Origin of the sequence: Cryobacterium sp. Sr8 (assembly GCF_004403225.1) — a bacterium.
GTDB classification, from domain to species: Bacteria; Actinomycetota; Actinomycetes; order Actinomycetales; family Microbacteriaceae; genus Cryobacterium; species Cryobacterium psychrotolerans.
Genome location: NZ_SOHO01000006.1, coordinates 1 through 25281 on the forward strand (window position 1 = coordinate 1; position 25281 = coordinate 25281).

The following is a 25281-nucleotide window of genomic DNA, read 5'->3' on the forward strand; positions in this document are numbered from 1 at the left end:
CACCTACCAGGGCTGGATCCATAGCTACAATCACCACAGACCCCATACCGGCATCGGCGGCAAATCACCCATCGACCGCGTTCACAACGTCAGTGGGAACAACACCTAGACCGCTTGACTTTGCCGACCCGGGAAGGTGCCAAACTCACAGTTCGGCTGAAGGTGGAAGGCAGAAGGCGGGTCTCGACCTCCAGGAGATTGTCCGTGTCCGGTGATCGAGCTAGTCGAGATCCCGTCGCGCGGGCAGTGCGCCGCTGCGCGGGTGGCACAGCGGCGCAGCGCCACCGCGGGCGGCCGGGCGGCCGGGGATCGAGCCTGGAGATCCCCGTCCAATCGGCCTGCGCTGCGGTGGCGGGCTGGTGCGGCCGGGCAGGCGGATGCGGCCGCGAGTGTCGCCGTTTGCGCCGAGTGTCGCCGCTATACCGGGTCATCTCGGCGTAATCGGCGATTCTCGGCGTGGTGACGGCATCCGTTCGCCGACCTGGACACTTCCGGTCGAGTTCGCCTGGTGTGCCTGGCGAACTCGACCGGAACAGGCGAGCTCGGCGCGCCGAACTGCGCCAGGCCGCAACAGGATCGACCATCGGGGCGGATCGGCTAGAAGGTGCGGCCCATCGTGTGCAGGCGCTCCACGCGTTCGGCGATCGGCGGGTGCGTGCTGAACAGCTTCGCCATCAGGCCCGGCCTGAGGGGGTCGGCGATCCACAGGTGCGCCATCGACGTGTTCTGGCGTTGCAGCGGCCGCCCGTACGCCTCGAGCTTCTCGAGCGCCCGGGCGAGGGCATCCGGGTGGCGGGTGGTCATCGCGCTGGTGGCATCGGCCAGGTACTCGCGCTGCCTCGACACGGCCATCTGCACCATGCTCGCCACGAGCGGCGCCACGATCATGGCGGCGAGGCCGAAGACGAGCACGATCGGGTTGCCGTTGTTGCGGTCGCTGCGCCCGAAGAACGCCATCCGGAGCATCATGTCCGAGATGAACCCGACGGCAACGACGAGGCCGAAGACGATCATCGAGACCCGGATGTCGTAGTTCTGCACGTGCCCGAGTTCGTGGGCCATCACGCCCTCGAGCTCCGAGTCATCCATGATCTCGAGCAGCCCGGTGGTGGCGGCCACGATCGCGTGCTCGGGGTCGCGCCCGGTCGCGAACGCGTTCGGGGCAGGGTCGCTGATCACGTAGATCTCGGGCATCGGCGTGCCCGTGGTGATCGACAGGTTCTCGACGATGTTCCACAGGCGCGGATGCTCCGCCTTGCTGTGGATCTTCACCCCGCCGCTCATCGCCGCGGCCTGGCGGCCGGCCATGAAGTACTGCACGACGGCGTACCCGATCGCCACGACGAGCGTCATGACCAGGATGCCGTAGCTTCCGGGCGGGCTGTACACGTAGTTCGCCAGCCAGCCGAGCCCGGCAATCATGACCAGGAACAGGATGATGATGAAAACGGTGTTGCGTTTGTTCCTGGCGATCGCGCTATACATTGCCGCTCGCCGTTAGAACTGCACGCGGGGCGGCTCCGCAATGGCTGCGGAGTCGGACACCTCGAAGAAGTCACGCTCGGTGAAGCCGAGGTTGCGTGCGATGAGGTTGTTCGGGAAGACCTTGATCTTCGTATTCAGCTCGCGCACGCCGCCGTTGTAGAACCGGCGCGAGGCCTGGATCTTGTCCTCGGTGTCGACGAGCTCGGCCTGGAGCTGGAGGTAGTTCTGGCTGGCCTGCAGCTGCGGGTAGGCCTCGGCGACGGCGAAGATGCTGCGGAGGGCTTGCTGCATGTGGTTCTCGGCCGCGGCCAGCTCGGCCGGCCCCTGGGCGGAGAGCGATTCGGCGCGGGCCTTGGTGACGTTCTCGAAGACCGTCTTCTCGTGTGCGGCGTAGCCCTTGACCGTTTCGATCAGGTTCGGGATCAGGTCGGCGCGACGCTTCATCTGCACGGTGATGTCGCTCCACGCCTCGTCGACGCGCACCTTAAGGGTGACGAGCGAGTTGTAGGTGACCCAGAGGTAGATTCCCACGATGACGACGAGTCCAACAACGATGAGGACCGGGATGAGCCATTCCATGGCACGACTCCTTGAACTTAGGCGGCTTGAGCTTATGCGGCGTGATTGCAGTATTCGGATTCATCATATCCGCGCCCCCCGTGCTCCCACCCGGTTCCCATGACACTCCAAGCCAACCGTCGGCAAATGGAAGACTTTCGCCCCTGACCGGCGAATAATGCAGTCATGGTGAACAACGAAGCTCCCGCCGTGGTGGTGCGGGACCTGCACGCGAGGAGGGGCAGGCATCCGGTGCTGCACGGCCTGAGCCTGACCGTGCCGCGGGGCATCGTGATGGGCCTGATCGGCCCGAGCGGCTGCGGTAAAACCACGCTCATGCGCTCGATCGTCGGGGTGCAGATCGTGCAGTCGGGCGAGGTTACCGTGCTCGGCGAACCGGCCGGCACCGCGTCGCTCCGCCGCCGGGTCGGCTATGTCACCCAGGATGCGAGCATCTACGATGACCTGACCGTGCGGCAGAACCTGGCCTACTTCCGGGCCGTGCTGGGCGTGCCCCGGGGCGACGTCGACCGGGTGATCGAGGCCACCGACCTCGGCAGCAACGCCGGGCAGCTGGCCGGGTCGCTCTCCGGCGGCCAGCGCAGCCGCGTGTCCCTGGCCGGCGCCCTCCTCGGCTCGCCCGAGCTCCTCGTGCTCGACGAGCCGACGGTCGGGCTCGACCCCGTGCTCCGGGTCGAACTGTGGGGGCTGTTCCACCGCCTCGCGGCGGCCGGAACGAGCCTGCTCGTCTCGAGCCACGTCATGGACGAGGCGGCGCGCTGCGACCGTCTGCTGCTGATGCGCCACGGCGAGGTCCTCGCCGACGACACCCCGCAGGGGCTGCTCGCCGCCACCGGCACCGCCGACATCGAGGCGGCGTTCCTTGCTCTGATTGCGGAGCATCCGGCCGCGCCCGATGAGGCGGCCTCGTGACCCCGCTGCGCACACTCGCCACCGCCGGTCGCGTGCTCGCTCAGATTCGCCACGACCCGCGGACCATCGCGCTGCTGCTCGTCGTGCCCAGCCTGCTGATCGGGCTGGTGGCCTGGATCTTCTCGGACACGACGGTCTTCTCCACCATCGGGCCGGCGATGCTCGCGCTGTTCCCCTTCGTGGTCATGTTCGTGGTCACGAGCATCACCACCCTGCGGGAGCGGCGCACGGGCACGCTCGAACGGATGCTGTCGATGCCGCTCGGCAAGGCCGACCTGATCCTCGGCTACACGCTGGCGTTCGGCCTGCTCGCCGTGCTGCAGTCGTCCATCGCGGTCGGGCTCTCGGTCTGGGTCTACGGGCTCGAGATCGAGGGATCGGTCTGGCTTCTTCTGGCCGTGGCCGTCGCCGATGCCGTGCTCGGCACGACGCTCGGCCTGCTGGCCAGCGCGTTCGCCCGCACCGAATTCCAGGTCGTGCAGTTCATGCCGGCGTTCGTGTTCCCGCAGATCCTGCTCGGCGGCATCTTCCTGCCGCGCGACCAGCTGCCCGCGGGCCTGGAGGAGATCAGCGACTGGCTGCCGCTCTCGCACGCCATCGACGCGCTCCGGGCCGTCGCCACCGACTCCGAGGACGCCGCGTACGTCGCCGCGGAGCTCCTCGTCATCGGCGCCTGGATCGTCGCCGCGGTCGTCATCGGCTCGATCACCCTCCGCCGCCGCACCCCCTAGCCCGCGAAACCGCACTTGTGCGCGTTATCAGGGCGTTTTAGCGCGCACAACTGCGGTTTCGCGGGGAGAAGTGGGCGGGGTTAGCGGGCGGAGAGGACGCGCTGCAGCCAGCGGTAGGAGGACTTGGGGGTGCGGTTCTGGGTGGGGAAGTCGACGTGCACGAGGCCGTAGCGCTGGGTGTAGCCGGCCTCCCACTCGAATCCGTCCAGCAGCGACCGGATCATGTAGCCGCGCAGCCGGACGCCCTCCGCGATGCCGCCGGGCCGGACGGCGTCCACCGCGGCCGTGAGGTGCTCGGCGAGGTAGTCGATCCGGACCGGGTCGTGCACCGCGCCGCGCTCGTCGACGGTGTCGGGGAAGCCGGCGCCGCCCTCGGTGATCCAGACCGGGGGCAGGGCGTCCCCGTACCGGTCGCGAAGCTGGGCGAGACTCAGTCCGAGATATTCGGGGGCGATCGGATGCCCGGAGCCGGTCGCCGGGTACTCCCGGAGCGGCTCGAGGTGGAAGGGCAGGTGGGCCGCCGCCGAGGGCTGCCCGTCGGCGGTCGTGGAGGCTCCCCGTCCGGCCGCGACGCGGGAGGGCCCGCGGTAGTTCAGCCCGTAGAAGTCCAGCGGCTGGTGGATGGTGCGGAGGTCCGCGTCGTCCACCTCGATCAGGGCGCGGAGTTCGGTGGTGAACTGCTCCGGCGGCTGCGGGTACCGGCCGAGCAGCACCGGGTCGGCGAAGATCCGGTTGTGCAGCACGTCGACCAGCTCCGAGAAGACCGCGTCGGCCTCCCGGTCGCCGGCCGGTTGCACCAATGAATGCACGTTGGCGATCCCGATCCGGCCGCGCACGTCGGCGGCACGGAGGCCCTGCACGGCGAGGCCGTGCGCGAGGAGCAGGTGGTGCGCCACGGGCAGCGCGCCGAAGAGCATCCGTTCGCCGGGCGCCTGGGTGCCGAGCGCGTAGCCGCCCAGGGTCACCGTCGCGGGCTCGTTGAGCGTCACCCAGTCGTCGATGCGGTCCCCGAAGGCCTCGCCGACCGCGTGCGCATAGTCGCCGAAGCGCTGGGCGGTGTCGCGGTTCAGCCAGCCGCCGCGGAGCTCGAGCGGGGTGTCCCAGTGGAAGAGCGTCGCCATCGGGCTGATGCCCGCGCGGAGGAGCCCGTCGAGCAGCCGGTCGTAGAAGGCGAATCCGCTCTGGCTCAGTCCCCCGCGCCCGTCCGGCTGCAGCCGGGGCCAGGCGAAGGAGAAACGGTAGGCGTCCACGCCGAGTTCGCGCAGGAGCGTCACGTCCTCGGCCTGCCGGTGGAAGTGGTCGGCCGACACCGAGGCGTTCGAGCCGTCCAGGATGCGCCCGGGCTGGGTCGTGAAAGCGTCCCAGGCCGACTCGTGGCGGCCTCCGTCCCTGGCGCCGCCCTCGACCTGGAAGCCGGAGGTCGATGTGCCGACGATGAAGCCGTCCGGCAGGCCGGAGCCGAGTTCGCCGGCCCGGTGCTGCCAGGCGCGTGCGGTGGGCGTGTTGCTGTTCAACTTCTTCGTGCTCAACGGCCGAGGACTCTTTCCAGGTAGGGGTTGCTGAAGCGGCGCTCCGGGTCGAGCTTGTCACGAACCCGGAGGAAGTCGTCAAAGCGCGGGTAGGCCCGGCGGAGAGCATCGGCGTCGGTGTAGTGGATCTTGCCCCAGTGCGGGCGCCCGCCGTGCGCTCGCATGATCTCCTCCACCGCCCGGAAATACTCGGTGTGGTTCTCCCGGTAGTACCGGTGCACGGCGATGTACCCGGTTTCCCGTCCGGCCGCGGTCGAGAGCCACAGGTCGTCGGCGGCGGCCGAGCGCACCTCGATCGGGAAGGAGATCCGCCAGCCGCGGCGCTCGATCAGGGCGCGGACCTCGGCCAGCGCGCCCGGGACGAGGTCCAGCGGCAGCGCGTACTCCATCTCGCGGAAGCGCACGGTGCGGTTGGTCACGAACACACGGGTCGAGACATCCGTGTACTCGCGCCGGCCGGAGAGTCTCTCGGCCAGCCGGTTGAAACCGGGAACCAGCGCCGGCTGGAGCGCCCCAAGGGCGCAGATGCCGCGGTAGGCGCCGTTGGCGAGCAGTTCGTCGTCGATCCAGCGCGAGACCCGGCCGCGCGGCTCGCGGACCGCCCCGAGCGGCATCCGCGTGTTCGTTCTCGTCAGCGCGCTCCCGGTGTGCGGAAACCAGAAGAACTCGAAGTGGTCGGCCGTCCGGCTGCGCTCGAGGTAGCTCTCCAGCACGCCCTCCAGCGGCTCGGTGTTCTCGACCGCGTGCAGGAGGAAGCCCGGAACGCACTGGAGGGTGACGTCGACGATGATGCCCAGCGCCCCGAGGCCCAGGGCCGCGGCCGGCAGGAGGTCGGCGTTCTCGGTGCCGCTCACCGTCAGCAGGGAGCCGTCACCGGTGACCAGGGTGAGCGCGACGACCTGGGAGGCGAGGCCGCCCAGGGCGGAGCCGGTGCCGTGGGTGCCGGTGGAGATGGCGCCGGAGATGCTCTGCCGGTCGATGTCGCCCATGTTCGCCAGGGCCAGCCCGTACGGTGCGAACAGGCGCTCCAGCCGGTGCAGCGGGGTACCGGCGGCCACGGTGACCTGGCGGGCCGCGCGGTCGACGCGGATGACCCCGCTGACCTCGTGCAGGTCCAGCTGCACATCGGGTGAGAGGGCGATCCCGCTGAAGCTGTGCCCGGCCCCGACCGCCTTGATCCGCAGGCCGGCGTTGCCCGCGGCGATCACCGCGCGCTGCACGGCGCCGGCGGAACCCGGTCGTTCGACCCGCCGGGGGCGCACGGCCTCGGTGCGGGCCCAGTTGCGCCAGAGCGCTCCGCTGGCGCTCACAGGAACGCTTTCCCCTCGCCGCGGTAGGTGGGCAGGACGTCGACGACCCGGCCGTCGTGCACGAGCGCGAATTCGTTGACGTGCTCGCTCAGTTCCCCGGATTTGGCGTGGCGCAGCCAGACCCGGTCCCCCACCGAGAGCCCCTCGGCCCCGCGCCCGGCGACGGGCGTCTGTACCTCGCCGGCCATTTCGAGCGGCAGGAGGCGGAGCCCGTCCGGCCACACCGGGAGCGGGAGACGGTCCCGGCCGGGCGGGCCGGAGCCGATCCAGCCGCCGCCGAGCAGCACGGCCGTGTCCGGGGCGGCCTTCCGCACGACCGACAGGGCGAAGGCCGCCGCCTGCGCCGGCTGGAAACTCGAATACCCGTCGAACAGGTGCCCGCCGAACAGGCCGCTTCCGGCCGCGAGCTCGGTAACGGATGCGTCCGCGCGGGTGCTCTCGATCGACCCGGTGCCCCCGCCGTTGACGAATTCAAGCTCGGCGATCCGGCGCACGGCCGCGACGGCCGCGCCCCGCCGCTCGGCGAGTTCCGAGATCGAACGGCGTCGGACGAAGCGGTTGACCGCGCCCCGGGCGGGCTGCCCGGCCGGGCGGTCACGGATGCCGGCGATCTGGGCCTCGTAGCCCATCATCCCGACGAGCCGGAAGCCCGGACGGGCGACGATGGCGATCGCCAGGGCGCGGGCATCCTCCGCGGTGTGCACCGGCGACCGCCGCACGCCGACATGGCCGAAGACGGGGACATCCCACGCCGAGTCGAGCTCGAGGCAGACCCGGATCGGGGCGCGGCTTCCCGCTGGGAGCATCGAATCGATGAAGTCGAGGTGGGCGATCGAGTCGACCATGAGGGTCACCCGCGCGGCCAGCTCCGGCGAGCGCCCCAGCCGCTCGATGCCCGACCGGTCCGCGGTGGGGTACCCGACGAGGATGTCGTCGGCGGTCTCGGCCAGCCACAGCGACTCGGCCAGCGTGTAGGCGAGCACCCCGCGAAACCCCGGCAGGGCCAGGACGGCGTCGATCACGCTGCGCACCCTGATCGACTTCGTGGCGACGCGAATCGGGGTCCCGGCCGCGCGAGCCAGCAGCTGGTGCGCGTTGTGGCGGAGCGCGTCCAGGTGCAGGGCCGCGACGGGGGCGTCCCGCTCCGAGGTCGCGGCGGTGAGGTGCGGCCAGTACGACTCCGGGGTCAGCCAGGGGGCGGCATCCGGCCGCCGGGACAGATCGATTTCCCTCACCGCACCGACTCTACTTCGGCGAGCCGGGCTCCCGCGACAGGCACCGAATCCGGATGATCGCGCCGGGCTGATAACGAATGTGACGCAGTGTCTCGTCCTGCGGGTGCGGGGGGTTGACTTTGCCTCGCCGTCCCCCTGAAATGGGGGTTGAGGGTCGGGGGACTGTGAGCAGAACGAGGCGGTTCGAAGCGCCACGAGTCGCGGGCCGGGCAGGGCGGGCAACCGCGCACCCACCGCGGCGCGTTTCGCACCCCTGTATCGGCGTTCTCGGCGCCACCCTGGTCGTGCTCGCGAGCCTGGCCGGCACCCCCGGCGCCGCGCTCGCGGAAGAACTGGTTCCCCCGGCGACGTCGACCCCGACGTCGACCCCGACGCCGACCCCGACGCCGGTCGCGGCGCGGGCGGGCGCACCCGCGATCACGAGCCCGTCCGACGGGGTCTTCGTGGGCAGCTCCGCCACGAGCCTGGCCGGCACCCGCAGCGCGGGGCAGGACGTGCAGGTCCTCGACCCGGCAGGCGGGGATCCCCTGTGCTTCGTCCCGGACGACGGCGGCACCGAGTGGGCGTGCACCGGCATTCCGCTGCCCAACGGCCCGTCCATCGCCCTCCGCGTCGTTGTCGCCGGCGAACCGGACCTGTGGGACGAGATCACGGTGGCCGTGCTCGGGGAGCCCACGGTCTCCGGCGGCGCCCGCGGGCAGGACTCCTCCAACGGCATGGTGCGCGGAACCGGCTACCCCGGAGCATCCGTCACCGCCCGGCTGTCCGGAGGCGGGCAGTGCGTCTCCACCGTCGATGACGCCGGCGACTGGGTCTGCCTGTTCACCGGGCCGCTGCAGGGCGGCGACAGGCAGGTGGCCGCCAGCCAGTCCACGGGCTACAGCTCACCGTCGTCCTCGAACGCGAGCGAACCGGTCAACGTCTTCTTCGACGTCGACGCTCCCACCGCTCCCCTGATCAGCGCCCCCACCAGTGGCGACCGGGTGCCGCTCGGCGGCGCCGACTACTCAGGCACCGGGGAAACCGGCGCCCGAGTGACCGTCTTCGCCGGCGCCTACTCGGTCTGCAGCGCCACCGTGCAGACGGGCGCGTGGCGCTGCTCGGGGGGCGGTGTCGCCGCCGGTTCGTACTCGGTGACCGCGGTTCAGCAGGATGCCGCCGGCAACGTCGGCCCCGGCAGCTCACCGATCCGGGTCGCCTACGGACCGCGCCCGGCCTCCAACCCGAAGCCGTCCACCGCGGCGCCGGCCATCCCCGCCGCCCCGGTCCCCCCGAAGGCAACCGCCGAAGCGACGCCGCCCCCCGCGCCGCCTTTCGAGGCCCACGTCCCGGGCAACGGGACCGGCACGACCGGAGACTGGGATGACGCCACCGCGTTCACGAGCGCAGTGGCCCCTCCCGGGTCGGCCGGCCCGTTCCCGTGGCTCCAGGCCGTCCTCTGGGCGCTCGGGGCCCTGGTGCTCGTCGCGATGCCCGCGCGCCTGCTGGCCGGCACCATCTCCCGCTCGCGGGACGGTCGTCCGCTCTGGCACCGGATGCCCCTGACCGGCCGCAACCGGGCCGGAGAGGAATTCGAGGTGGCCCCGGCCGTGCGTCTCAACCGATGGCTCCTCGGCGGCGCCGCCCTGCTCGCCGCGGCAACCCTCATCATGCTCTCCGGCCCGGTGACCGACCGGCCCGCCTACCTGCGCCTGCTGGTGGCCGTCGTCATCGGCCTCGTCGTCGTGAACGCGGCGGGAACGCTCGTTCCGCTCTGGTGGAGTTCCCGGGTGCTGCACACCCCGGCCTCGGCCACCTTCCTGCCGCGCTACCTGCTCCTGGTCGGCGTGGCCGCGCTGGCCTCGCGGGTGTTCGAGATCGAGCCCGCCCTCGTCTTCGGCCTGCTCGGCAGCGTCGCGGTCGCCGACGGCGCCCCGGCGCACCGGCGCGGGCAACTGGCCGCGGTGCGTGCGGGCAGCCTGATCCTGCTCGCCGTGCTCGCCTGGCTGGCCTTGGGAGCGCTGCCCGGCGCCACCGGCTTCGTCGGTGCGCTGGCGGCCGAGACCCTGAATGCCGTGGTTCTCGCCGCCATCGGGTCGGTCGTGCTCGTGCTGGTCCCCCTCGGCAGCACGAGCGGGCGCAGGATCCTGGCCTGGTCCCCTCCGATCTGGGCGGGCCTGACGGTGCTCGCCAACACGTTCTTCTTCGCGGTGCTCTCCCCCGTGGTCGCCAGCTGGTACAGCGACGGCACGGTGACGTTCCTCTGGGCCGCCGTGGCGGTCTTCGCCGCACTCTGCGTCGGAGCGTGGGCCTGGCAGCGATTCGTGGTGCCCGCGCTCCGCTGACCGCCGGGCCGCTAAGGTCGAAAGGTGCGCCTGGGAGTCCTCGACGTCGGTTCCAATACCGTCCACCTGCTCGTTGTCGACGCCCGGGCCGGTGCCCCTCCCGTGCCGATGGCCTCGGAGAAGGCCGTTCTGCGGTTGATGCGCTACCTCACGCCGGAGGGCGCGATCACCGACGAGGGCGTGGCCGCCGTGCTCTCCGCCGTTCGGAACGCCGCCGAGGTCGCCCGCACCCACGGCATCGACGAGCTGCTTCCCTTTGCGACCTCGGCGCTCCGCGAGGCCACCAACGGGCCCGAGCTGCTCGCCCGGGTCGAGCGGGAGACCGGGGTCGCGCTGCAGGTTCTGTCGGGCGAGGACGAAGCCCGCCTCACCTTCCTCGCGGTGCGGCGGTGGTACGGCTGGTCGGCCCGGGAGATCCTGCTCTTCGACATCGGCGGGGGTTCGCTCGAAATCGCCTCAGGGGCGGACGAGTACCCGCGGTCGGCGATCTCGCTGCCCATCGGTGCAGGGCGCTCCACCATCGCCTTCCTGCACAACGACCCGCCGCTGCCGGACCAGGTCAAGGCGCTGCGTGAGCATGCTGCCGCCGTGCTCGCGGATGCCGTCGCGGGCTTTGCCGGACGGCCCGCACCCCACCACGTTGTCGGTTCGTCGAAGACGATCCGCTCCCTCGCGCGGCTGGCCGGCACGGTGTCGGGGTCCGGCGCCGGCGAACGGATGCTCCTCACCCGCTCGCAGCTCGCCAACTGGGTGCCGCGGCTGGCCCGGATCCCCGCCGAGGCCCGGCCGGCGCTGCCCGGCATCACGGCCGACCGCACCTTCCAGATCGTCGCCGGCGGCATCGTGCTCGGCGAGGCCATGGCCGCGTTCGGCGTGGACGAGCTCGAGGTGTCGCCGTGGGCGCTGCGCGAGGGGATCATCCTGCGCTACCTGGACCGCCTCGGCTGACACCGTGTGCCCCCGCTGGGACTCGAACCCAGACTGTGACGATTTTAAGTCGTCTGCCTCTGCCGATTGGGCTACGGGGGCGCGTTCGAGTGATCTCGGACGTCTCAAGCGTAGGGGGTGCGCGCGGACGGGGCGCACTCGCCGGGGGTACGCAGAAGGGTCGGCGCTCACGCACCGACCCTTCGGGTGACCCTGCCTCTCGGCAGGCCCGGAACCTTACTTGGCAGAGAGGGCCGCCGCCTCGCGCTTGTCCGCGACGGTCTGGGCGGCATCCTTCTTCGGAGCTGCCTTCGCTGCGACCTTGCGGGGCGCGCGCGGGGCCTTGGCTTCGACGGCGGGTGCCGCGGCGGGTGCTGCGGCGGCCGGCGGCTTCGGACGAGCGGCGTACTCTTCGAAGACCGCGCGGGGGTCCTGCACGGCGCTCAGCGAGACGATGTCGCGGCCGAGGAAGAAGTTGTTCACCCAGCCCCAGACTACGCGGATCTTGCGCTCCCAGCTCGGCATCGCGAGGCCGTGGTAGCCGCGGTGGGCGAACCAGGCCGGCAGGCCCTTGATCGCAAGGTTGCCCGACTGGAAGACACCGTGGCCGATGCCGAGACCGGCGACGGCACCCAAGTTCTTGTGCAGGTATTCCTTGGTGCCCTCGCCGCGGATGGTGGCGACGAGGTTCTTCGCCAGCAGCTTGCCCTGGCGCACGGCGTGCTGGGCGTTGGGCACGCAGAAGCCGCCGACTCCCCCACCACTGAGGTCGGGGACCGCGCTGACGTCGCCGGCGCCCCAGGCGCCCTCGATGATGACGTCCTCGGTGCCGACGCGCAGGTCGGTGCGCACCTGCAGGCGGCCGCGTTCCTCGATCGGAAGGTCGGTGTGGCGCACGATGGCCGGGTTGGCCATCACTCCGGCGGTCCAGACGATCAGGTCGGTTTCGAAGCTCTCCCCGGTGGACAGTTCGATCTTGCCGCCGACGGCGGAGGTGAGCTGGGTGTCCAGGTGGATCTCCGCGCCGCGCTGGGACAGGTTCTTGATCACCCAGTGGCTGGTCTCCAGGGAGACCTCGGGCATGATCCGGCCCATCGCCTCGATCAGGTGGAAGTGCGTCTCCTCGAAGCTGATCTGCGGGTACGACTTGAGCAGCGAGCTGGCAAACGAACGCAGCTCGGCGAAGACCTCGATGCCGGCGAAACCGCCGCCGATGACGACGAAGGTGAGCAAGCGGTCGCGCTCGGGCCCGGCGGGCAGCTGCGCCGCCTTGTCGAAGTTAGTGAGCACGCGGTCGCGGATGGCGACGGCCTCTTCGATCGTCTTGAGGCCGATCGCCTGGTCGGCGACACCCGGGATCGGGAAGGTGCGCGACACGGCGCCAGCGGTCACGACCACGTGGTCGTACTCGAACTCCCACGGCTCACCGACCGCCGGGGTGATCGTCGCTGACTTCGTTGCGTGGTTCACGTTGGTGACCTTGGCCGTGATCACGGTCGTCTTCTTGAGGTGACGGCGGTGTGCGACCACGGAGTGGCGGGGCTCGATCGAGCCGGCCGCGACCTCGGGGAGGAACGGCTGGTACGTCATGTACGGGAGCGGGTCAACGACGGTGACCTCTGCCTCGCCGGCACGCAGCCACTTCTCAAGCTTCCATGCGGTGTAAAACCCGGCGTAGCCGCCACCGACGATGAGAATTCTGGGCACGATGAAAAGGCCTCCTACATAATCCTGGATGTGCGAAAACCTACGACTCGCGTCGAATCCGCCTGAAATGCCGAGTGGCCCCTGTGCCGAACAGCGTTACTAGGATACCAAACCCCAGGAGGACGGCGAGCGGGATGCTGACATAGGTCAGAGTGTGCTGGTTCGGCAGCCAGACCGCGGCCTTGTTCCACGGGGGCAGGGAGGGATCTTCCCTCGGCTGGATCGGCGCTGCCGCGGTCGGAGTGGGCGTCGGCGTCGGCGTCGGCGTGGTGTCGGCGCGCCGGTGCAGGTGGATCCAGTCCTTGAGGAGGGCGGTCGGCGTCGGCCCCGCGGCGGCGGGGACGGTTGCCGTGACCGCCGCGGCCGCGTTGATCAGTCCGTTGCCGTAGATCGGGCTCGGGACCTCGCGGCCGTTCGGATCCGCCGTCGCGATGATGCGGTTCATGACCCCGGCGGCGTCGAGCTCCGGGTAGGCGGAGCGTACGAGTGCGACCAGGCCGGAGACGATGGGCGCCGCGGCGCTCGTCCCGCTCCACTGCACATAGCCGCCCGCCGGCACGGCGCCCACCAGCTTCTCGCTGGGCGCGGCAACCGAGATAGTGATGCCCTGCGAGGAGGCGTCGAAGCTCGCCGTCTTGTTGCGGTTCACCCCGGCGACCGCGAGCACGCCGGGGATCGTCGCCGGAGCCCCGACCTCGGTTGTACCGCTGCCACGGTTGCCGGCGGCGGCCACGACAACGACGTCGTGCTCGAAGGCATACAGGAACGCCGAGTCCCAGCTCTCCGGCCAGTCGAGCGTGTTCCGGGTCAGCGACATGTTGATCACGGAGGCACCGTTGTCGACGGCCCAGCGGATGCCCTCGGCAATCTGGTCGTCGTTGCTCACCGTGGCGCCGCTCGAGCCGAACGCGAGCGAAACGCTCAGGATCGATGCCTCCGGGGCCACGCCGATGATGCCCGCGTCGGTGCCGGTCCCCCGGCCCGCGAGCAGCGAGGCGACGAGGGTGCCGTGTTCGCTGCCCTCGCCCACGGGAGTCTGGCCGTTCGGCGTGCCGAGGCCCGAGACATCCGTGCCGCCCACGACCGCGCCGGCCAGGTCCGCCACGCCGCCGGCGACGCCGGTGTCGATGATGGCGACCTTGACCCCGGCGCCCTTGCTGGTGGCCCAGGCCTGGGTGAAGCCGTAGTCGTTCAGCCAGTACTCCAGGTCGCGAACCTGGTCGGCGCGCGCGGGCGTCGAATCGACGAGCACCGGGGCGAGTCCCAGCCCGGCGACGGCGAGGCCAACGGCGACGCCGGCGCCCAGTCGGCGCCAGGCGATGCTCATGCCCCCGCCGGGCCCTGTGCGCTGTAGTCGAGGCATTCGCACACGCTGGGCGTCCAGGCCGAGCGTGCCAGGGCGAGGTCGCCGATGGGGTTGACGCCGGGCCCCGCGGCCAGCGAGTGCGCGACGAGGGCGTGCAGGCACTTGACCCGGGTGGGCATGCCGCCGGAGGAAATCCCGGCGATCTCCGGAACGGACCCGAGGGATTCACGGTCGGCGAGGAAGCTCTCGTGCGCCGCCTGGTAGCGGGCGCGCACCTCGTCGTCTTCGGCGAGCAGCTCGTTGTACTCGTTCATCACCTGGGTGGCCTCGAGGAATGAGACGGCCGTCGTCGCCGCCGGGTGGCACAGGTAGTAGAGGGTGGGGAACGGCGTGCCGTCGCCCAGCCGGGGCGCGGTGGCCACGACGGTCGGGGCGCCGCAAACGCAGCGCGCGGCAATGCCGACGACGTCCCGGGCCGGGCGGCCCAGCTGCGCGGAGACGGTGGCAATGTCCTCCGCCGTCACGGGCCCGAAGGGGGGTCTGGTCATGGGGATGCCTCCTCCGGCGCCAGGCCGGCGGTCATGACCGAAGCGAAGACGGATGTGAGCCAGTCGACGTCGGTCGATTGGATGTCGGTGCTGACAGGCGTGTCGCCCTCGAGGCCGGTCACCGGGAGCTTCAGGTCATTGATCACGAGGAAGCTGATGTCGCCGGGCAGCACGTAGGAGAGCCGCTCGCGGGCCTGGGTCGTGATGAACGTGCGGTCGTTCCAGCGCTCGCGTTCCGACTTCAGGTGGTCGACGGTGTCCTGCTGATCGGTGACGGCCGCCTTCAGCCGGTCGATCTCCTGGCGCTGTTCCCCGTAGGTGCGCAGGCTCGGGGCGAGCACGACGACGGCGAGCACGAGGATCCCCATCATCACCAAGGAGAACCCCGAGTTGCGGATGCCGCGGATCCAGCCGCCCACGGGCGTGTCCGCCCGGCCGGCGGCGGGCTGCCGCGGGGTACGGGTCCTCTCCACGGGCAACTCCTTTCGCTGGGCGTGCAATCAAACGGAAATGGGAACGGAAACAACGGGGCTCGAAGCGGCGGGCTGACCCACGCGCCCCGAGCCCCGGTCGAACTAGGCGCTGAAGCGCGGGAATGCCGAGCGCCCCGCGTACACGGCGGCCTCACCCAGCTCTTCTTCAATCCTCAGCAACTGATTGTACTTAGCCACGCGCTCGCTCCGGGCAGGCGCTCCGGTCTTGATCTGGCCGGCGTCGGTCGCGACGGCGAGGTCGGCGATCGTGGTGTCTTCGGTCTCGCCGGAGCGGTGGGACAGGATCGCGGTGTAGCCGGCGCGCTGGGCCAGGGCCACGGCATCCAGCGTCTCGGTCAGCGTGCCGATCTGGTTCACCTTGACCAGGATCGAGTTCGCGGCCTTCTCCTTGAGGCCGCGCGCCAGACGCACCGGGTTCGTGACGAACAGGTCGTCGCCGACGATCTGCACCTTGTCGCCGAGCTCGGCGGTGAGGTGCACCCAGCCGTCCCAGTCCTCTTCCTCGAGCGGGTCTTCGATCGAGACGAGCGGGTAGGCCTCGACCAGTTCGGCGTAGTAGCCGACGAGCTCCTGGGCCGAGAGCTTCTTGCCCTCGAAGTGGTACGCGCCGTCCCTGAAGAACTCGGTCGCCGCGCAGTCGAGGGCCAGGGCGATGTCGGTGCCGGGCGTGTAGCCGGCGTTGGTGATCGCTTCGACGATGAGGTCGAGGGCCGCGCGGTTGCTCGGCAGGTTCGGGGCGAAGCCGCCCTCGTCGCCGAGGCCGGTAGAGAGCCCCTTCGACTTGAGCAGCGCCTTGAGCGCGTGGTAGGTCTCGACGCCCCAGCGGAGGGCCTCGCTGAACGACTCGGCGCCGATCGGGACGATCATGAATTCCTGGATGTCGACATCGTTGTCGGCGTGCGAGCCGCCGTTGATGATGTTCATCAGGGGAACCGGCAACGTGTGCGCGTTCGGGCCGCCGAGGTAGCGGAAGAGGGGCAGCCCGCTCGAGCTGGCGGCCGCCTTGGCGACGGCCAGGCTCACGCCGAGGATGGCGTTCGCGCCGAGGCGCTCCTTGTTCTCGGTGCCGTCCATCTGGGTGAGCACGGCGTCGATGATGCGCTGGTCGCTGGCGTCGAGGTCCTCGATCGCCGGGCCGAGTTCGTCGATGACGGCGTCGACGGCCTGCAGCACGCCCTTGCCCTGGTAACGCTTCGGGTCTTCGTCGCGCAGCTCGTAGGCCTCGAAGGCTCCGGTGGATGCGCCGGACGGAACGGCGGCGCGGCTGATCGTGCCGTCCTCCAGGTACACCTCGACCTCGATGGTCGGGTTGCCTCGGGAATCGAGGATCTCGCGTGCGTCTACTGCCTCAATGAGTGCCACAACTGTCTCCTGTGCTTGGGGTGTGGGGGCGTGAGGAAAACCTCGGGGGAATCCCTGAACAGTCTAGTGAATGCGCCCTAAGCGAGGGATTTGAAGTCGAGCGATGACGCGTCGACGGTCTCGGCTGTGACGAACGCGAACCGGCTGTAGCCGGCCTCGCCCGCCCGGTCGAGCAGCGCCTTGAGGTTCTTCGTGCGCCGCTCGAGGCGAACGCGCAGCCCGCCCTCGACGAGGGCGGACTTCAGAGCGACCAGCCGCGCCGGGTCGGCGTCCTTCTCGTGCACGAGCACGACGGCGTTCGCGGCGGATGCCTCGTCGGCGCCGAGCAGGTCGACGATGCGTTCGAAGCCGATCGAGAAACCGCAGGCGGGGACATCCGTGCCGAGGAAGCGGCCGATCATGCCGTCGTAGCGGCCGCCGCCGCCGAGCGAATAGGCCAGGTCGGGGTGGGCGATCTCGAAGATGGTGCCGGTGTAGTAGCCCATCCCGCGCACGAGGGTCGGGTCGAAGACGAGTTCGACTCCCGGGAGGGCGGCGCGGAGCGCACGCAGGTCGGCGTAGGCTGCGGCGTCGAGCCAGGCGGGCGCTGGGGCGCCATCGGCTTCGGTGAGGTCCCAGCCGGCCGAGCCGATGGCGCGCAGGGTGTCGGCGATGCCCTCGGTTGCGAGGCCCAGGCCGGCGAGTTCGGCCACGACGCCGTCGACGCCGATCTTGTCGAGCTTGTCGATGGTGATCAGGGCGCGCTCGTTCCGCTCGGGCGGCACGCCCCAGTGCCCGAGCAGCGTGGTGAGGATGCGGCGGTCGTTGATGCGCACCGAGCAGCCGGCCAGGCCGAGGGCGTCGAGGGCCGCTGCCGTGGCCGTGATCAGCTCGATCTCGGCCAGCGGGCCGGCCTCGCCGATGATGTCGATGTCGCACTGCACGAACTGGCGGTAGCGGCCCTTCTGCGGGCGTTCGGCGCGCCAGACCGGGGCGATCTGGATCGCCCGGAACACGGCGGGCAGTTCGGCGCGGTGGGTCGCGTAGAACCGGGCCAGCGGCACGGTGAGGTCGAAGCGGAGGCCGAGGTCGGCCAGGGCGAGCAGGTCGCCGGAGGCGGCGGCAGCCGCGGCATCCGCCGGCCCGAGGCCCCGCTTCAGCACGGCGAAGGCGAGCTTCTCGTTGTCGCCGCCCAGCCCCGAGTGCAGCAGGGCGGAGTCCTCCATCACCGGGGTTTCGATCTCGTCGAACCCGTGGGCGGCGAAGCTCTGCCGGATCACGCCCAGCGCGTGCTCGCGGGCGGCCTTCTCCCGAGGGAGGAAATCGCGCATGCCGCGCGGAGGATTAACGGAGGAAGCCATACCCCCGATTCTGTCAGGTCGCCCTCCCCCTCCCCGCGAAAACGCACTCGTGCGCGTTATGAACGCGTTTTAGCGCGCACAACTGCAGTTTCGCGGGGGTGCGGAGGGGTTAGAGGGCGCCGCCGGCGGATCCGGGGGCGTCCGCTTCGACGGCGGCCGAGCCGACTGTCTCGCGGGCGATGTAGTTCTCGATGTCGAAGAGGTTGTCGCCGGCGCGCTGCGCGATCGTCAACAGGGTCGACATCGAGGCGATCTCCTCGACCTGCTCCTTGAGGAACCACAGCATCGCCTGCTCGCCGAGGGCGTCACCGTCGGCCCGGGCCGCCCGGAACAGTGCCTCGATCTGGCTCGTCACCTGCCTCTCCTGGGCCAGGGCCAGCGCGATCGGCTCGACCGCGTTGGCGAAGGAATTGCGCACGGCCGGGATGCCGGGGATCTCGACGCCGAGGTCGCGGTCCAGGCGGTACTGCACGAGCATCATGGCGTGGTTGCGCTCTTCGATCGACTGGCGGTAGAAGTGCGCGGCCAGCTGAGGCAGGTCCTCGTTGTCGAACCACACCGCGATCGCGATGTACTGCTGCGACGCGGCAAACTCGTTGCCGATCTGGGTGGACAGAAGTTCGTTGAAGGAAGTCTCGCTCATGGTTCGACGGTACCGGCCCCCGGCATCCCCCGCTACCGCGCGACATCCCCCTAGACTTCGGGCACAGCCGGAGGGGGCAACGATGGAGCACGCACACATGGGGCACGCACACCTGGAGCACAGTGCACCGCAGGGAATATCGGTCACGGGGGTGAGCCGCTCGTTCGGCAGCGTGCACGCGGTGCGGGACGCCACTCTGACCGTGCCACCGGGATCGGTGACCGCCCTGATCGGGCCCAACGGCGCCGGCAAGACGACGCTGCTGCTCGTGCTCGCCAGCCTGCTCGCCCCCGACACCGGAACCATCACGATCGCCGGCCACGACCCGGTGACCGACCCGCAGGCCGTGCGCGCCGCGATGGGCTGGATGCCCGACGTGCTCGGCTCCTGGCCCAGCCTGAGCGTGCGCGCCTCCCTCGAGGTGACCGGGCGGATGTACCGGATGACGCGGCCCGCCGCTGCCGCGCGCGCGACCGAGCTGATCGGCCTGACCGGCCTGGAGGCCCTCGCCGACCGGCCGTCCCGCGTGCTCAGCCGTGGGCAGAAGCAGCGGCTGAGCCTGGCCCGCGCCCTCGTGCACTCCCCCTCCGTGCTGCTGCTCGACGAACCGGCATCCGGCCTCGACCCGGCCGCCCGGGTGGCGCTCCGCGAACTCGTGCGGCGTCTCGCCGGCGAGGGAACGGCCATCCTCGTCTCCAGCCACGTGCTCGCCGAACTCGACGAAATGGCGGATGCCGCGGTGTACCTCGCCGACGGCGTCACGGCCAGCGCCGAGCGCATCGCCCAGGCCGGCGCCGGCGCCCGGTCCTGGCGGATCCGTTCGCTCGACCCGAACGCGCTGGGCGGCGCCCTCCGGGCCGCCGGAGCCGCCGCCGACACGGACCACCTCGGCACGCTCGTGCAGGTCTCGAGCGAGGCCGCCGCGGCCGAGCTGCTGGCCCGGCTCGTCACCGCGGGAGTGCCGGTGACCGCCTTCGGCCCGGCGGTGGGCGATCTCGAGCACACATTCGAGGGCCTCAATCGACCGGCGCTCCAGGACGGGGCATCCGCATGAGCCGCACACTCACCGACGCACCCCGCCCGACACCGGGCCCCGCTGCCGGTGGCGCTTCCGGCCGCGGACGAGTGCGCGACGTCGTCGCCGGACTCTGGCTCATCGTCACGCTCGAGCTGCGCCAGCGCGTGCGCGGAGTCGCCTGGTACGTGCTGCTCGGCATCTTCATGCTCCTCGTCGCGGCGGTCACGATCCTGCTCTGGCTCTCGACGACCGCCTGGGAGACCGGCGGCGGCGGAGTCTTCTCGACCGTCATCCTCTTCGTGCTGCTGCTCGGCACGCTCGTCTCGCCCGCGCTGAGCGGCAACGCCATCAACGGCGACCGCGACATCGGCACGCTCGCCACGACCCAGGTCACCCTGATCAGCACGGGCCAACTCGTGCTCGGCAAGTTCGTCGCGGCCTGGATCACGGCGCTCGCCTTCCTCGCGGCCGCGGTTCCGTTCCTGCTCTTCGCGGTCGCCCTCGGCGAGGTCTCGCTCGGCACGATTGCCGTCTCCGTGCTCGTACTCGCCGTCGAGCTCGGAGTCATCGCCGCAGTCGGCGTCGGGCTCTCCGGCATCGTCACCCGCCCGCTGTTCTCGATCGTCGTCACCTACCTGATCGTCGCCGCGCTGAGCGTCGGCACGCTGATCTCGTTCGCCCTGCTCGGCACGGCCACCCGGTCAGAGGCCACGACGTCCCCGGCGAGCAGCGAGTGCCCCGACCCGACGACCACGAGGGAAGTCCCCCGCTTCGACTACTACTGGTGGGTGCTCGCCGCGAACCCCTACGTCGTCCTGGCGGATGCGTCCCCCGGCGTTTTCGACGCCGCCGGCAACCCCCAGGACCTGTTCGGCTGGATCGCGGTCTCGGTGCGCCAGGCGCAGGCCGCGCCCGACCTGCAGACCGAGTCGCCGTGGTGCGATTGGACGGGCGAATACGACGTCACCGCCGAAGAACAGCCCCCGACACCGCGCGAGACCTACGACGGCGCGGTGCCGTCCTGGTTCGTCGGGCTGGGCATCCACCTGGCCCTGGCCGTCGGGGCGCTGCTCTGGGCCTGGCGCCGCACGATCACCCCCGCGCGCCGCCTCCCGACGGGCCGCCGGGTCGCCTGACCCCCCGTTCCTCCCCGCGACTCCCCCCGCGAAAACGCACTTGTGCTCGTTATGAGGGCGTTATTTCGCGCACAACTGCGGTTTCGCGGGGAGGAACGGGGCTAGGTCGGGAAGCCGATGATGCCGGCGTCGGCGGAATCGGCGCCGAGCTCGGCTTGCTCGGCCTCGGCGGCGCGGATCTCGTCCTGCAGGTCGCGGAGTGCGCTGCGGAGCGCCCGCTCGGAGTCGAGTCCCTGGGCCTTGGCCGCGGAGACGATGGCGAGCAGGATCGGGCCCAGTTCGTCTTCGCTCGAGATCGCCAGCGGTGAACCGCCATCCGCCTCGAGCAGGCCGATCTTCTGCGCGCGGCCGAGCACCTTGTCCGCCAGCGCGAGCGCGGGCATGCCCTGCGGTATCCCGTCGAGCACGCTCGTGCGGTGCGGTTTCTCCGCGGCCTTGAAGTCGTCCCAGGCCGCCACGACGTCGTCGGCCGTGTCGAGCACCAGGTCGCCGAAGACGTGCGGATGCCGCCCGACCATTTTGGCGTTCATGTGCGCGGCGACGTCCTGGATGTCGAAGTCCTCGCCGCGGGTCTGCGCCGCGATGTCGGCGTGGAAGATCACCTGGTAGAGCACGTCGCCGAGCTCTTCGATCATCTCCTCGCGGCCGCCGGCCTCGATCGCGTCGATGAGTTCGTGGCTCTCCTCGACGAGGTACTGCACCAGGGATTCGTGGGTCTGGTCGGCGTCCCACGGGCAGCCGCCCGGCGCGCGGAGCCGCGCGACCGTCTCGATCAGGAGGTCGAGTTGGCTCGGCTGGGCCGCGTCCGGCTGGACGTCTGGGTTGGTCATGAAGGCCTCCGGGGGTTGGTCTTGAGCGTCGGGTTGGCGGCCGCCTTGTCCGCTGCAGCCTTGTCGGCGGCCTTGTCGGCACCCTTGTCGGCGGCCTTGTCGGCACCCTTCGCGGATGCCTCTGCGGCCTGAACGGGGAAGATCGTGGCCAGCAGGCTGCCGGCCCACTCGATCAGCGCCGAGTCCTCGAGCGGCTCCTCCGCTCCCATTCCGACGCTGACGCGGGGCATCGGCACCGTGAGCGAACCGTTCTGGGTGAAGTAACGCGAGCCGGGGTACATCCGTTGCAGGCGCACCTGGATCGAATCGGGCAGCTCGGCCGGGGCGACGCGCAGGTTCGAGCCCATCGCCACGACCTCGCTGAGCCCGATCTGCTGGGCCAGCCAGCGCAGTCGCGACACCGCGATGAGGTTCTGCACGGGCAGCGGCGGTTCGCCGTAGCGGTCGGTGAGCTCCTCCAGCACGAGGTCGATCTGTTCCTTCGCCGCCGTCGGCGAACTGGCGGTCGAGAGCTTCTGGTAGGCCTCGAGGCGCAGCCGCTCGCTGTCCACGTAGTCCTCGGGGATGTGCGCGTCGACGGGCAGCTCCAGTCGCAATTCGGTCTGCCCCTCGGCGACGTCGCCGCGGAACGTGCTCACGGCCTCACCGATCATCCGCAGGTACAGGTCGAAGCCGACCCCGGCGATGTGGCCGGCCTGCTCGCCGCCGAGCAGGTTGCCCGCGCCGCGGATCTCGAGGTCCTTGAGCGCCACCTGCATGCCGGCGCCGAGCTCGTTGTTCGCCGCGATCGTGGACAGCCGGTCGTGGGCGATCTCGGTGAGCGGCTTGTTCTCGTCGTAGAGGAAGTAGGCGTAGGCCCGCTCGCGCCCACGGCCGACCCGTCCGCGCAGCTGGTGCAGCTGGCTCAGGCCGAACTTGTCGGCGCGGTCGATGATGATCGTGTTGGCGTTGGCGATGTCGAGGCCGGTTTCGATGATCGTGGTCGAGACGAGCACGTCGAACTTGCGCTCCCAGAAGTCCACGACGACCTGCTCGAGCTGGGCCTCCGGCAGCTGGCCGTGGGCGACGGCGATCCGCGCCTCCGGCACGAGTTCGGACAGGTGGGCGGCGACCCGGTTGATGCTCGACACCCGGTTGTGCACGACGAAGATCTGGCCCTCGCGCAGCAGCTCCCGGCGGATGGCCGCGGCGATCTGGCGGTCCGAGTGCGGCCCGACGAAGGTGAGGATGGGGTGCCGGTCCTCGGGCGGGGTGGCCAGGGTCGACATCTCCCGGATGCCGGTGACCGCCATCTCGAGCGTGCGCGGGATCGGCGTGGCGCTCATCGCAAGGATGTCCACGTTCGTCTTGAGTTTTTTCAGGGCGTCCTTGTGCTCCACCCCGAAGCGCTGCTCCTCGTCGATGATCACGAGACCGAGGTCCTTGAAGACGATCGACTCGGACAGCAGCCGGTGCGTGCCGATCACGAGGTCGACGGTGCCGTCCAGCATCCCGGCAATCGTCTCCTTCGATTCCTTCTCGGTCTGGAACCTCGAGAGGGCGCGCAGGTGGATCGGGAAACCAGCGAATCGTTCCTGGAAGGTCTCCATGTGCTGGCGCACAAGCAACGTCGTCGGCACGAGCATCGCGACCTGTTTGCCGTCCTGGATCGCCTTGAACGCGGCCCGCACGGCCACCTCGGTCTTGCCGAAGCCGACGTCGCCGGAGAGCAGCCGGTCCATCGGGATCGGCCGCTCCATGTCGGCCTTGACCTCGTCGATCGTGGTGAGCTGGTCGGGCGTCTCCGCGAACGGGAACGACTCCTCGAGTTCGCGCTGCCAGGGCGTGTCCGGCCCGAAGGCGTGGCCCTTGCTGGCCATCCGTGCCGAATAGAGCTTGACGAGTTCGACGGCGATGTCGCGCACGGCCCGGCGCGCCTTGGTCTTGGCCGCCGACCAGTCGCTGCCGCCCATCTTGCTCAGCGCCGGGGCCTCTCCGCCGACGTAGCGGGTGACCAGGTCGAGCTGGTCGGTGGGCACGAACAGCTTGTCTCCGGGGTGCCCGCGCTTGGACGGGGCGTATTCGAGCACGAGGTACTCGCGCTTGGTTTTCACCGGGTTGCGGCCGCCGCTGGACACCTCGCGCTGGGTGAGCTCGAGGAACCGGCCGATGCCGTGCGTCTGGTGCACGACGTGGTCGCCGGTCTTCAGCTGCAGCGGATCGACGACGTTCTTCCGGCGGCTGGCGAGCTTCTTGACCTGCCGGGCGTCGTAGCCGACCGTGCGGCCGTAGAACTCCGACTCGCTGACCAGGGTGAGCTTCGTTTCGGGGAGCTCGAAACCGTGGTCGACGGATGCCTTGAGCAGGTAGGCGATGCCGGGCTCGGGGTTCGCCGGGAACTCGGTGACGATCCGGGCGGGAAGCTCGTGTTCGGCCAGCACGTCGGCGGCGCGTTCGACCAGCCCGGCGCCCTGGGCGACGACGGCCACGGTCCAGCCGTCCTTCAGCCGCTCGGCGAGGTGGCCCACGGCGCCATCGACGTTGCCCTGGAAGCTCGGCACGGCCTGGGCATCGAGGCGCACCGTGAGCAGGTCATCCAGCTCCCGGTGCTCCGGGAGCACGACCTCATCGGTGGGGGCGGCCTGGAACGAACTCAACGTCCACCACGCGTGGCGGGATGCCGGGGCGCCGGGCGCGCTGAACTTGACGGAGTCGCGGAGGGCGCCGAGGGTGAGGAACTCGCCCGACTCGAGGTCGATCGGCGCCTCGGCGCCGGCGGTGGCGGCGCTCCAGGCCGCGGAGAGGAACTCGCGGTTCGTTTCGCCCAGGCTGATGGCGCGCGACGCGACCCGCTCCGGCGAGATGACGGCGATCGCGGTGGCGCCGGGCAGGTAGTGCGTCATCGGCACGAGCCGGTCGACGAGGGCCGGGGCGAGGCTTTCCATCCCGTCGACCGGGATGCCCTCGGCGATCTTCGCCAGCATGCCGGCCAGGCTCGGGAACTCGTGCTGCATCTCGCGGGCGCGCTGGCGCACGGCGGGGCTGAGCAGCATTTCGCGGCTCGGCGGAAGGCTGACCGAGGCGACCGGTTCGGGCAGGGAACGCTGGTCGGCAACCGAGAACGCCCGGATCTGCTCGACCTCGTCGCCGAAGAACTCGATCCGGTACGGGTGCGGCGCGATCGGCGGGAAGACGTCGAGGATGCCGCCGCGCACGGCGAACTCGCCGCGCCGGGTGACCATGTCCACCCGGGAGTAGGCGACGTCGACGAGACCGAGGGCGATCGCCGCCAGGTCGTGGCCGCGCGCACCCACGGTGAGCTCGATCGGTTCGTAGTCGGTGAGGTTGTCGGAGACGGGCTGCAGGGCCGCGCGCACCGAGGCGACGACGATGAGCGGGCGGCGTGTGGACGGGTCGGCTTCTTCCCAGTCGCGCATCCGGCGGAGGGCATAGAGGCGCCTGCCGACGATTTCGGCGCTCGGGCTGAGCCGCTCGTGCGGGAGCGTTTCCCAGGCCGGGAAGTCGATGATCTCGGCCTCGGAATCGAAGCAGGCGAGGTTCTCGCGGAGCGCCTCCGATTCGCGGCCGGTCGCCGTGATCACGAGCAGGGCACGGTCCTCGGCCGGGCGGCCGTCCATCAGGCCGGCCAGCAGGGGCGCCCGGAGGCCCTCGGCGAGCGAAAAATCGGCGTCCCGGTTCGCGTAAACGAGGGCGTTATCGAAGGTGGAGGCGCGCGAAAGCGCTGCGATTAAGCCCGAAAGGATCACCAGGCAAGTCTATCTGAGCCACGTGGGAGCCCGCCGAACGCCGACGCAGCCCGCCGAACTGTGAGTTTGGCACCTTCCCGCGCCCGGCGAAGGTGCCAAACTCACAGTTCGGCGGAGGG

20 protein-coding genes, 1 tRNA gene and 1 pseudogene are annotated in these 25281 nt (G+C 70.6%); 7 read left to right on the forward strand and 15 right to left on the reverse strand.

The window, feature by feature from the left end:
• Positions 1 to 109: pseudogene (locus tag E3T54_RS00280) on the forward strand (integrase core domain-containing protein); the annotation flags it as partial.
• 488 nt (positions 110 to 597) lie between these two features.
• Here the strand turns inward: E3T54_RS00280 and E3T54_RS00285 are convergent.
• Positions 598 to 1485: a M48 family metalloprotease gene (locus tag E3T54_RS00285; RefSeq protein WP_134474079.1), complete on the reverse strand. Its 888-nt coding sequence runs from the start codon at positions 1483 to 1485 to the stop codon at positions 598 to 600.
• Between the two features lie 12 nt (positions 1486 to 1497).
• Positions 1498 to 2064, reverse strand: coding sequence for a LemA family protein (locus tag E3T54_RS00290; RefSeq protein ID WP_134474080.1), 567 nt, complete (start codon positions 2062 to 2064; stop codon positions 1498 to 1500).
• A gap of 273 nt (positions 2065 to 2337) precedes the next feature.
• Between E3T54_RS00290 and E3T54_RS00295 the strand changes: the two genes are divergently transcribed.
• Both E3T54_RS00295 and E3T54_RS00300 read left to right on the forward strand, forming a co-directional pair.
• The gene (locus tag E3T54_RS00295) at positions 2338 to 2976 is read left to right on the forward strand and encodes an ABC transporter ATP-binding protein (protein WP_370254497.1); all 639 of its coding nucleotides are present in this window, start codon (positions 2338 to 2340) and stop codon (positions 2974 to 2976) included.
• Positions 2973 to 3707, forward strand: coding sequence for an ABC transporter permease (locus E3T54_RS00300; protein ID WP_134474082.1), 735 nt, complete (start codon positions 2973 to 2975; stop codon positions 3705 to 3707). The genes E3T54_RS00295 and E3T54_RS00300 overlap by 4 nt, the downstream gene beginning before the upstream one ends.
• 80 nt (positions 3708 to 3787) lie before the next feature.
• Here the strand turns inward: E3T54_RS00300 and E3T54_RS00305 are convergent, their stop codons facing one another.
• Genes E3T54_RS00305 through E3T54_RS00315 form a run of 3 tightly spaced genes read right to left on the reverse strand, consistent with a single transcriptional unit; the run spans position 3788 to position 7781 of the window.
• A complete protein-coding gene (locus E3T54_RS00305; protein WP_241976970.1) occupies positions 3788 to 5236 on the reverse strand; it encodes a glycoside hydrolase family 1 protein in 1449 nt (482 codons plus the stop codon).
• Positions 5233 to 6546: a D-arabinono-1,4-lactone oxidase gene (locus tag E3T54_RS00310; RefSeq protein WP_134474083.1), complete on the reverse strand. Its 1314-nt coding sequence runs from the start codon at positions 6544 to 6546 to the stop codon at positions 5233 to 5235. The genes E3T54_RS00305 and E3T54_RS00310 overlap by 4 nt, the downstream gene beginning before the upstream one ends.
• Positions 6543 to 7781: an alanine racemase gene (locus tag E3T54_RS00315; protein ID WP_174844372.1), complete on the reverse strand. Its 1239-nt coding sequence runs from the start codon at positions 7779 to 7781 to the stop codon at positions 6543 to 6545. Before E3T54_RS00315 ends, E3T54_RS00310 begins: the two co-directional genes overlap by 4 nt.
• 284 nt (positions 7782 to 8065) lie before the next feature.
• Here E3T54_RS00315 and E3T54_RS00320 point away from each other — a divergent pair, with 284 nt between their 5' ends.
• Positions 8066 to 10105, forward strand: a complete 2040-nt coding sequence (locus E3T54_RS00320) for a hypothetical protein (protein ID WP_134474084.1) — start codon at positions 8066 to 8068, stop codon at positions 10103 to 10105.
• Positions 10106 to 10129: 24 nt separating this feature from the next.
• Entirely contained in the window at positions 10130 to 11053 is a 924-nt protein-coding gene (locus tag E3T54_RS00325; protein ID WP_092321246.1) for a Ppx/GppA phosphatase family protein, read from the forward strand.
• Positions 11054 to 11060: 7 nt separating this feature from the next.
• Here the strand turns inward: E3T54_RS00325 and E3T54_RS00330 are convergent.
• The 8 genes from E3T54_RS00330 to E3T54_RS00365 form a co-directional block, all read right to left on the reverse strand.
• Positions 11061 to 11134: transfer RNA gene (locus tag E3T54_RS00330), tRNA-Leu, on the reverse strand.
• 135 nt (positions 11135 to 11269) lie between these two features.
• The gene (locus E3T54_RS00335) at positions 11270 to 12739 is read right to left on the reverse strand and encodes an NAD(P)/FAD-dependent oxidoreductase (RefSeq protein WP_134474085.1); all 1470 of its coding nucleotides are present in this window, start codon (positions 12737 to 12739) and stop codon (positions 11270 to 11272) included.
• Positions 12740 to 12779: 40 nt separating this feature from the next.
• On the reverse strand, positions 12780 to 14066 hold the full coding sequence (locus tag E3T54_RS00340) for a S8 family serine peptidase (protein WP_134474086.1): 1287 nt from the start codon (positions 14064 to 14066) through the stop codon (positions 12780 to 12782).
• A complete protein-coding gene (locus E3T54_RS00345) occupies positions 14063 to 14593 on the reverse strand; it encodes a DUF501 domain-containing protein (RefSeq protein WP_134474087.1) in 531 nt (176 codons plus the stop codon). The genes E3T54_RS00340 and E3T54_RS00345 overlap by 4 nt, the downstream gene beginning before the upstream one ends.
• The gene (locus tag E3T54_RS00350) at positions 14590 to 15066 is read right to left on the reverse strand and encodes a septum formation initiator family protein (RefSeq protein ID WP_134474088.1); all 477 of its coding nucleotides are present in this window, start codon (positions 15064 to 15066) and stop codon (positions 14590 to 14592) included. The genes E3T54_RS00345 and E3T54_RS00350 overlap by 4 nt, the downstream gene beginning before the upstream one ends.
• A gap of 102 nt (positions 15067 to 15168) precedes the next feature.
• On the reverse strand, positions 15169 to 16449 hold the full coding sequence (gene eno / locus E3T54_RS00355; protein WP_092321241.1) for a phosphopyruvate hydratase: 1281 nt from the start codon (positions 16447 to 16449) through the stop codon (positions 15169 to 15171).
• Between the two features lie 77 nt (positions 16450 to 16526).
• A complete protein-coding gene (gene hisS / locus E3T54_RS00360) occupies positions 16527 to 17789 on the reverse strand; it encodes a histidine--tRNA ligase (RefSeq protein ID WP_134474089.1) in 1263 nt (420 codons plus the stop codon).
• A gap of 109 nt (positions 17790 to 17898) precedes the next feature.
• A complete protein-coding gene (locus tag E3T54_RS00365) occupies positions 17899 to 18432 on the reverse strand; it encodes a ferritin (RefSeq protein ID WP_092321239.1) in 534 nt (177 codons plus the stop codon).
• 82 nt (positions 18433 to 18514) lie between these two features.
• Here E3T54_RS00365 and E3T54_RS00370 point away from each other — a divergent pair, with 82 nt between their 5' ends.
• Both E3T54_RS00370 and E3T54_RS00375 read left to right on the forward strand, forming a co-directional pair.
• Positions 18515 to 19486 carry an ABC transporter ATP-binding protein gene (locus tag E3T54_RS00370; protein WP_241976971.1) on the forward strand — a complete coding sequence of 324 codons (972 nt, stop codon included), beginning with the start codon at positions 18515 to 18517 and terminating at the stop codon, positions 19484 to 19486.
• On the forward strand, positions 19483 to 20586 hold the full coding sequence (locus E3T54_RS00375; protein WP_241976972.1) for an ABC transporter permease: 1104 nt from the start codon (positions 19483 to 19485) through the stop codon (positions 20584 to 20586). The genes E3T54_RS00370 and E3T54_RS00375 overlap by 4 nt, the downstream gene beginning before the upstream one ends.
• 101 nt (positions 20587 to 20687) lie before the next feature.
• Here E3T54_RS00375 and E3T54_RS00380 read toward each other — a convergent pair whose 3' ends face one another.
• Together E3T54_RS00380 and mfd are read right to left on the reverse strand one after the other, a co-directional pair.
• The gene (locus E3T54_RS00380; protein ID WP_134474090.1) at positions 20688 to 21416 is read right to left on the reverse strand and encodes a MazG family protein; all 729 of its coding nucleotides are present in this window, start codon (positions 21414 to 21416) and stop codon (positions 20688 to 20690) included.
• Positions 21413 to 25162, reverse strand: a complete 3750-nt coding sequence (mfd, locus tag E3T54_RS00385) for a transcription-repair coupling factor (protein WP_134474091.1) — start codon at positions 25160 to 25162, stop codon at positions 21413 to 21415. The genes E3T54_RS00380 and mfd overlap by 4 nt, the downstream gene beginning before the upstream one ends.
• Positions 25163 to 25281 lie beyond the last annotated feature (119 nt).

What these genes read in the sequence shown, in the direction of transcription:
- E3T54_RS00365 (WP_092321239.1), bottom strand. Translation starts at nt 18,432, where the DNA reads ATGAGCGAGACTTCCTTCAACGAACTTCTGTCCACCCAGATCGGCAAC.
- E3T54_RS00285 (WP_134474079.1), bottom strand. Translation starts at nt 1,485, where the DNA reads ATGTATAGCGCGATCGCCAGGAACAAACGCAACACCGTTTTCATCATC.
- hisS (WP_134474089.1), bottom strand. Translation starts at nt 17,789, where the DNA reads ATGGCTTCCTCCGTTAATCCTCCGCGCGGCATGCGCGATTTCCTCCCT.
- E3T54_RS00345 (WP_134474087.1), bottom strand. Translation starts at nt 14,593, where the DNA reads ATGACCAGACCCCCCTTCGGGCCCGTGACGGCGGAGGACATTGCCACC.
- E3T54_RS00295 (WP_370254497.1), top strand. Translation starts at nt 2,338, where the DNA reads ATGGGCCTGATCGGCCCGAGCGGCTGCGGTAAAACCACGCTCATGCGC.
- E3T54_RS00370 (WP_241976971.1), top strand. Translation starts at nt 18,515, where the DNA reads ATGGAGCACGCACACATGGGGCACGCACACCTGGAGCACAGTGCACCG.
- E3T54_RS00290 (WP_134474080.1), bottom strand. Translation starts at nt 2,064, where the DNA reads ATGGAATGGCTCATCCCGGTCCTCATCGTTGTTGGACTCGTCGTCATC.
- E3T54_RS00340 (WP_134474086.1), bottom strand. Translation starts at nt 14,066, where the DNA reads ATGAGCATCGCCTGGCGCCGACTGGGCGCCGGCGTCGCCGTTGGCCTC.
- E3T54_RS00380 (WP_134474090.1), bottom strand. Translation starts at nt 21,416, where the DNA reads ATGACCAACCCAGACGTCCAGCCGGACGCGGCCCAGCCGAGCCAACTC.
- E3T54_RS00375 (WP_241976972.1), top strand. Translation starts at nt 19,483, where the DNA reads ATGAGCCGCACACTCACCGACGCACCCCGCCCGACACCGGGCCCCGCT.